Annotated in this window: 9 protein-coding genes; all 9 read right to left on the reverse strand. The window is 72.1% G+C overall.

The features are described from left to right. Nucleotides 1-1505 (reverse strand): DNA/RNA helicase domain-containing protein (locus tag L2I40_RS15280; RefSeq protein ID WP_237216065.1); only part of this gene is annotated, 1505 nt, incomplete at its 3' end. Between the two features lies 1 nt (nt 1506). After that, entirely contained in the window at nt 1507-1905 is a 399-nt protein-coding gene (locus L2I40_RS15285) for a DUF350 domain-containing protein (protein WP_237216066.1), read from the reverse strand. A gap of 157 nt (nt 1906-2062) precedes the next feature. Then, nucleotides 2063-3184: a glutathionylspermidine synthase family protein gene (locus L2I40_RS15290; protein ID WP_237216067.1), complete on the reverse strand. Its 1122-nt coding sequence runs from the start codon at nt 3182-3184 to the stop codon at nt 2063-2065. Then, on the reverse strand, nt 3185-3589 hold the full coding sequence (locus L2I40_RS15295; RefSeq protein ID WP_237216068.1) for a DUF1190 domain-containing protein: 405 nt from the start codon (nt 3587-3589) through the stop codon (nt 3185-3187). Nucleotides 3590-3650: 61 nt separating this feature from the next. After that, the gene (locus L2I40_RS15300) at nt 3651-4520 is read right to left on the reverse strand and encodes a DMT family transporter (protein ID WP_237216069.1); all 870 of its coding nucleotides are present in this window, start codon (nt 4518-4520) and stop codon (nt 3651-3653) included. A 66-nt stretch (nt 4521-4586) separates the two neighbouring features. After that, entirely contained in the window at nt 4587-5000 is a 414-nt protein-coding gene (locus L2I40_RS15305) for an MGMT family protein (RefSeq protein ID WP_237216070.1), read from the reverse strand. Continuing rightward, entirely contained in the window at nt 5000-6166 is a 1167-nt protein-coding gene (locus L2I40_RS15310; protein ID WP_237216071.1) for a GNAT family N-acetyltransferase, read from the reverse strand. Before L2I40_RS15310 ends, L2I40_RS15305 begins: the two co-directional genes overlap by 1 nt. Nucleotides 6167-6204: 38 nt before the next feature. Further along, nucleotides 6205-6672, reverse strand: a complete 468-nt coding sequence (locus tag L2I40_RS15315; RefSeq protein WP_237216072.1) for a RidA family protein — start codon at nt 6670-6672, stop codon at nt 6205-6207. A 58-nt stretch (nt 6673-6730) separates the two neighbouring features. Further along, a complete protein-coding gene (locus L2I40_RS15320; RefSeq protein WP_237216073.1) occupies nt 6731-7279 on the reverse strand; it encodes a TSCPD domain-containing protein in 549 nt (182 codons plus the stop codon). Between the last annotated feature and the right edge of the window lie 31 nt (nt 7280-7310).

Below are 7310 nucleotides of genomic sequence, written 5' to 3' on the forward strand. Positions count from 1 at the left end.
CCGGCACGACGCCGGCCGCGCGCGAGGCGCCGCAGCGCGGCGCGCAGCGCATCGAGGTCACGGGTGACGAGGAAGGGCAGCTCGGTGGCCGCCGCGATGGCGCGCGCCTCGGCGACGGCGCCGCGCAGCAGCGCGTCCACCCAGGCGGCACCTGCCGTGTCGCGCACGCTGCGCACCGGAACGGTGAGGTCGAGGTCGTCGTCCCGATCGAGCCAGTCCGGCCAGCCCTCCGCGAGCCGCTGCACCGGATCCGCGGCGTCTATCGCGCGCGGTGCGGCCGTGGCGCGCCAGATGCCGGAGGCCGCGACGCAGCGCCCCCATTCCGCGAGCCCTGCCTCGCCGGTGTTGATCTCCTGCCCGTTGCCGATCAGCGCCACGATGACGGCCCAGCCCTCGTGCCGGGCCATGATCTCGAGCGTGTGGGCAGGCTCGCTCATGCTGAGCTTCGAAGGTTTGTTGCGCGTGCCAAGGCGCGCCTTGGCCTGATCCCAGGCACGCTGCGCCTCGTCGAAGACGATCAACCGCTCATGCGGTGCGCGGCGCTGCGGGTCGGTGGCGCAGTCCTCCAGGAATCGGTGCACGTTCTGCAGGCGCTGCTTCGCGCGCCGCATCGCCTCGTCGCGGCCGCACTCCCGCCGCGCGACGGCGTCATTGGCAAGTGCGGCGCGCAGCACCTCAACCAGCGGCACGTTGCCGGTCAGGAAGGCGCTGTCGGGCTGGCCGAACACCGCGTTGAGGCCGCAGAGCGTCTTGCCCGCACCAGGAATGCCGGTGACGACCACCAGCCGCTTCTCGTTCGCTTCCTGCGCGCCGCTGACGGCGCGTCGGATGGCCTCCGCGGTGCGCGTCAGGTTGGCGGTATCGGCGCGGGCCGTCGCGATCTCCGCGACGCCGTTGCGGGCGTAGAGCATCGTCGCCGCCTCGACGATCGTCGGCACCGGGCGATAGGGCGCGGCGAGCCAGGCTGCGCCGTCGAGCGGCGGCGTGGCGTCCGGTGCAGTGGACTGCACCCAGCGCAGCGCCGTGGCGAGCGAGCCATGCCCGCAGGCGAGGGGCGGCACCACGCCATCCCAGATCAATGGTGGCTGTGCCGGCGGGGTGAAGCCGGCCTCACCCGCGACGAGCAGCGGAACGATCGGATGCGCCCGGCTGCCCGCATGGAAATCACGCAGGTCGAGCGCGTAATCCTCGGCCTCGGCCAGCGCCGCACGGTCGGGGGACGCGGTCTTGAACTCCAGCGCCAGGATTGCGCGGTCGGTGACCACCACCGCATCCACGCGCTTCTCGAGCCGCAACAGGTCGTATTCGAGCGCAATCGTCCAGGCATCCCCGCCCGCCGCGCCGATCGCGTCGCGGAGCGCCGCGACCTGGCGCTGCCACGCAAACTCCTGGTCCGCCGCCCCCGGCAGCCCCTTCGCCTGCTGCGCGGAAGCGAGCCGCCCGACGGTGTCCGCCACCTCGCGCCGGAGCAGCTCCGCCCCGGTGCAGGCGAACCAGGCCCTCACCTCAGGTGGAGAGGCACGCCGCGTTCAGCAGCCCGACGGAGACCGACACGCTCGCCTTCAGGATGGCACCCGCCACCTCGCCACGCTCGATCGCGGCACGGCTGTCGCCCAGCAGCTTCGACACGGCGAAGAAGCATGCGATCTGCACGGCCAGCGCGACGAGGCTCCAGACCGCCGCATCGACGATGTTGATCGAATGCGCGAAGGCCGAGGCGATCGGCATGCAGAAGCCGATCATCGCCCCACCCAGCGTCACCGCCGCCCCGACATTGTTGGCGCGGATCAGCGTGATCTCGTTGTAGGGCGTGACCCGGATGTAGATCGCCATCGCGGCGGTCAGCAGCAGGATGCCGGTGGCCAGGTAAGCCAGGAAGCCCGGCAAGGTGGCGAGGCTCGTCATTCCATGTCCCCTTCAAGGCGGCCCGCCACCAGCGGGCCGAGCGCGCGAAGGCGCGCCGCGCACAAACCGACAGCGCAGCAGGCGCATCCGTGGCCTGCGCGAAGCCAAGCGGGCCGGATGGCCCGCGCCGGCGTCTGAGGGCATGGCCACGAAGCGGTCATGCGGCCTCAAAGTAATGCGGCACGAAGCGGCTGGTGTCGCGCGTGATCGGCGTGTCGTCGTCGCGGATGCCGATGCCGCAGGCCTTGCCGCCGATCACCCAGGACCCGATCACCGGATAGCGCCCGCCCATGCGCGGCAGCTCGGCATAGGCCTGCCAGACGCGCGGCTGGTCCGCATAGGGCCCCTCCGTCTCCATGCCCGGCGCGATCACGTTCGACCCCTCGCGGCCCCAGAGCGGCTTCGAGATCTCGGGCCTGCCCGTCTTCCCTGGCTCCAGGAAGGCCGGCAGCAGGTTCGGATGATCCGGGAACAGGTGCCAGAGCAGCGAGAGGAACGCCTTGGAGCTCGGCACCAGCCGCCAGGCCGGCTCGATCCAGCGCGTGCGGGCGTTCGGGATGTGGCGGCCGAACTCCTCGCGCAGAAGCCAGTCCCAGGGATAGAGCTTGAAGATCGCCGCGATCTCGCGCTCCTCCACGTCGCGGAAGGACGTGCCGTTCCAGCCGATCTCGTCCATGTAGAGGAAGCGCGCATCCATCCCGGCCTGGATCGCGGTGTCGCGCAGGTAGTCCACCGTGCCCTTGTCTTCCTCGCTGTCGCGCGCGCAGCAGAAATGCGTGACTTGCGGCAGCTGCATCGCCGGCCAGGCCTCGATCAGCGTCTCGTGGATGGCGTTGAACTGGTCTGCCTTCGGCGCGCCCGTCGCGATGCGCGTCTCCAGCCACTCCCACTGCACGACGCCGGCCTCGAACAGCGCGGTCGGCGTGTCGGCGTTGTATTCGAGCAGCTTGGGCGGGCCGACGCCGTCCCAGCGCAGGTCCATCCTGCCATAGAGCGAGGGCTCGCCGCGGCCCCAGCTCGCCTTCACGATCGGCCAGGCGCCGTCGGGGATGCCCAAGGGGCCGTTCAGGTCGTGCTGGATCGCGTGCTGCGTCGCCTGCAGGCAGAGCCGGTCGAGCTCCTCGGTCGCAGCCTCCAGCCGGTCGATCTGCTCGGCGGTGAAGACGTAGCAGGCGGTCTCGTCCCAATAGGGCTCCCCGGCGATCTCGGCGAAAGCGAAGCCGAGGCGGCGCGCATGCTCGCGCTGCTCGGCCCGCGGCTCCAGCGTGACGCGGCGCATTCAGGAGCCCGAGCTACGGGAGCCGGCGGTCGAGCCGAAGCCGCCGCGCGAGCTGGGCGCGGTGCTGACCGAGCCGGGTCGGTCGGCGGTGCGACCGGAGAACCAGTTTCCGCCGGTGGTCGTGCTGCGGCCCGAGGTGTAGCCGGTGCGACCCATGATCCAGGGCACGCCGAAATAGCTGCGCGAGGCCGTGGTGGAATTGCCCGTCGCTGCGCGTTCGCAGATCTCGCGCCAGTTCGGCGCATTCGCCGCGCGCGCCTGGTCGCAGGCCACGCGCAGCGTCTGGTCCTGCACGCGCGGCGGCTGGCGCTCGCAGGCGGCGACCATGGCGACGCCGGTGCCGAGCAGGACGAGGCGAAGCGCCCTGGTGCGTCGGATTCGCGGAGGGGACGGCGTCGGGTCCATGGCGCGGAGCGTAACAAACCGCGTGCCGGCGCGCGAGGCCGAAGCGCGGTCGCGCGCCGCCTCAGCGCCGGGCGGGCCAGGTCGCCAGCAGCAGGCTGCCGGTCAGCAGCACGAAGCCGGCGGCATGCACGGCCGTGAAGGGCTCGCCGAGCAGCCCGACCGCGACGGCAGCCGCGGTCGCCGGCAGGAAGGCGGTGAAGACGCCGGCGATGCCGGCCGGCGCGCGCTTCATCCCGGCATACCAGAGCAGCAGGCAGATCACGCTCGAGGTCAGGCTGTGGAAGACCAGCAGCGCGGAGACCTCGGGCGCGGCGAGCGCGGCGATGCCGCCCAGCACGGGCAGGCAGAGCGGCACCAGCATGAGGAAGGAGAAGACCTGCATCCAGAAGGTCGCGGTGACGACAGGCACCTGGCCCGCGATGCGGCGGGCGAGCAGCACATACATCGCCTCCCCGCACACGCCGAGGAAGACGAGCAGGTTGCCGAGCGCGCTGCCATGCCCGTCCGCGGCGACGCGGGCGAGGACCAGGGCAGCCATGCCGAAGGCGGCGAGCGCGACGGCGGCCCATTGCCGTGCCGGCAGCTTCTCGCGCAGCCACAGCGCGCCGCCGACCGCGACGACGGCGGGCAGTGTCGCGAGAATGAGCCCCGCCTCGAGCGCCGTGGTCAGCCGCAGCCCGGCAAGCAGCGCCAGGTTGTAGAGCAGCGTGCCGAACAGCGCCTGCAGCGCCAGGTTCCAGCCCACGACGCGCCCGATGCCGAGCCGCCCTTCCATCGCGCGCGCGATCGGCCAGAGCACGATCACGGCGAGCAGGCAGCGCAGGCCGAGGATCAGCGCGACCGGCAAGCTCTCCGCGAGCAGCTTGGCAACGGCGACATTGGCGCCGACCAGCGCCATCGAGAGCGCGAGCTGGAAATAGGCGAGCGCCACGCAACGGCCCTGTGCTGACGGAGAATTTCTGCCCGGGCGATCGCCGCCCGGCAAGCCGTGCAGACCTCAGCGCGCGGGGCGGCGCGCCTGGCGCGACGGCGTCACCGGCGCATCGGCTGGACGCGTCTGCCGCGGCACGCCGTGCGGCAGCGCCGCGACCTCGACCTGCCGCGCGACGAAATCACTGATGCGGCCGTCGGGGTCGAAGGCCGCGCCCTCGGTGGCGAGCAGGGCGCGCTGGCTTTCGCCATCGGCCCCGGCCTTGGGCACGCCGAGCCGCCCATCGGCCGCGACCGCGCGGTGCCAGGGCAGCGTCGCCTTCTCGATCCCGGGGAGCTGCGCGAGGATGTAGGCGACATGGCGCGGCATGACGTCGAGATGCGCGCCGATCGCGGCGTAGGTCACCACGCGGCCCGCCGGCACGCTGGCGACGATCGCCAGCACGTCGCCCTTGATGCGCGCGAAGAAGGGCGAGGGCATCACTCCTGCTCGGCGTCGCGCCTGAAGGGCGAGAGGGTCGCCAGCGCCTCCATCTCGCGCAGCATCGCGGGCCGTTCGCGGTCCAGGAAGTCGGCGACGGCACGCCGCAGGCCCGGATGGGCGATCCAATGCGCGGACCAGGTCGGCACCGGCAGGTAGCCGCGCTGGATCTTGTGCTCGCCCTGCGCACCGGCCTCGACGCGGGCCAGCTTGTGCTCGATCGCGAAATCGATGGCGCGGTAATAGCAGAGCTCGAAATGCAGGAAGGGCGCATCCACCAGCGCGCCCCAGTTCCGGCCGTAGAGCGCCTCGTCGCCCAGCAGGTTCAGCGCGCCGGCCACCGGCTCGCCATCCTGCTCGGCCACCATCAGCACCACGCGATCGCCGAGCGCCTCGCCGAGCAGCGGCCAGAAGCGCGCGTTGAGATAGGCGCTACGCCCCCACTTCTTGTCCGTCGTGGCGCGGTAGAAGCGATGGAAGGCCGTCCAGTGCTTTGCCGTGATCTCGTGGCCGCGCAGCGTCTTCAGCGCGAAGCCGCTGGCCTCCGCATCGCGCCGCTCGCGCCGGATCGCCTTGCGCTTGCGGCTGGCCAGCGCGCCCAGGAAGTCGTCGAAGCTCGCATAGCCGGCATTGGTCCAGTGGAACTGCGTGCCGATCCGCTGCAGCCAGCCCGCCGCGCCCAGCGCCGTCCATTCGTACTCGGTGCAGAAGGTGACGTGGACGGAGGAGAGGTCGAGCTGCTCGCAGGCCTGCCGCAGCCCCTGCGCCATCGCCTCGATCCGCAGGCCCGAGCCGGGATGCACCAGCAGCCGCGGGCCCGGCACGGGGCTGAACGGCGCGGCCACCTGCAGCTTCGGGTAGTAGTTGCCGCCGGCGCGTTCCAGCGCATCCGCCCAGCCATGGTCGAAGACGTATTCGCCGTAGCTGTGCGACTTCGCATACATCGGCGCGCAGGCGAGGAGCCGGCCCTGCGCGTCGCGCAGCGCGGCGTGCTGCGGCAGCCAGCCGCTGCGCCCGCCGACGCTGCCGCTCTCCTCCAGCGCCGCCAGGAAGGCGTGGCTGACGAAGGGATTTCCCGAGTTCGCGCAGGCATCCCACTCGGCCGCCGGGATCTCGGCGACCGCGCGGTGCAGCGTCAGGCTCAGCTCGGGCGTGCCGTCGGGCATGGCGGCTCAGTTTGGCCCGCCGGCGCCCCAGGCAACCCTCACTCCAACTCAAACATCCCCTCGACCTCGACCGCCGCGTCGCCGGGCAGCGCCGGCACGCCGATCGTGGTGCGGGCATGCTTGCCCTTCTCGCCGAACACCGCGACCGCCATGTCGCTCGCGCCGTTCATCACCATCGCATGCTGCGTGAAGTCCGCGCCCGACGCGATGAAGCCGCCGAGCCGCACCACGCGCTTCACGCGATCCAGGTCGCCGCCCGTCGCGGCCTTGAGCTGCGCGAGCAGGTTGACGAAGCAGATGCGCGCGGCGTGCTGGCCCTGCTCGATGCTGACCGCGCCGCCGACCTTGCCGGTCACCGCGATCTTGCCGTCCACCAGCGGGATCTGGCCGGACACGACGACGAGCTTCCCGACCACGTTGTAGCCGATGTAGTTGGCGAGCGGCGCGGCCGCTGCCGGCACCGTGATCCCGAGTTCCGCGAGCTTCGCGTCGACAACCCCAGCCATTGTGTCCCTCCGCCATTCCGATGACGGGGCGGAGAGTGCGGCAGGGCGACGCCGCTGGCTACCCAACCAGGCGCAGCTGCTTCCGCCGTGCGCGCGGCGCCGGGGCGGCCGGAAGGTCCATCGGCAGCAGCGGCGCCTGCTCCGCCGCGTGGCCGACAGCATCGGGCGCGCATTCCGCCTCGGTCGGATCGGCGAGGTCGGTGCGGCCGAGATACTCGCGTGCGAGCTTCCGGAAGGCCCAGTCGAGCACGCTGGTCGCCTGGCGGATCGCCGGGTCGCCCTCCACCGCGCCGGCCGGGCCGAAGCGGGTGTAGGCATAGGCCTCGACATAGGCGGCGAGCTTCACGCCGCCCGCCAGCCCGATCGAGACCGACTGCATCATCGCATCCATCAGGCTGCGATAGGCCGCGCCCTCCTTCGTCAGGGCGATCGAAAGCTCGACCGGCTGCCCGGCCGCGTCCTCGGTGGTGCGGAGCACGACGCGATGCCCGCCGACGGTCGCGCGCCAGACGGCGCCGGTCGGACGCAGCGGCAGCACCGGGTTGCGCGTGGCCGGCGCCGCGGGCCGGGCCGGCGCGCCCTCGGCCGCGGGGGATCCGAAGAGCACTCGTCCGAATTCCTGTCACTAGCTTATCGCG

Source organism: Falsiroseomonas oryziterrae (assembly GCF_021864505.1).
GTDB classification, from domain to species: Bacteria; Pseudomonadota; Alphaproteobacteria; order Acetobacterales; family Acetobacteraceae; genus Falsiroseomonas; species Falsiroseomonas oryziterrae.

Coding starts and splice junctions, on each gene's coding strand:
- L2I40_RS15290 (WP_237216067.1), bottom strand. CDS start 3,184: ATGCGCCGCGTCACGCTGGAGCCGCGGGCCGAGCAGCGCGAGCATGCG.
- L2I40_RS15305 (WP_237216070.1), bottom strand. CDS start 5,000: ATGCCCTCGCCCTTCTTCGCGCGCATCAAGGGCGACGTGCTGGCGATC.
- L2I40_RS15285 (WP_237216066.1), bottom strand. CDS start 1,905: ATGACGAGCCTCGCCACCTTGCCGGGCTTCCTGGCTTACCTGGCCACC.
- L2I40_RS15310 (WP_237216071.1), bottom strand. CDS start 6,166: ATGCCCGACGGCACGCCCGAGCTGAGCCTGACGCTGCACCGCGCGGTC.
- L2I40_RS15295 (WP_237216068.1), bottom strand. CDS start 3,589: ATGGACCCGACGCCGTCCCCTCCGCGAATCCGACGCACCAGGGCGCTT.
- L2I40_RS15315 (WP_237216072.1), bottom strand. CDS start 6,672: ATGGCTGGGGTTGTCGACGCGAAGCTCGCGGAACTCGGGATCACGGTG.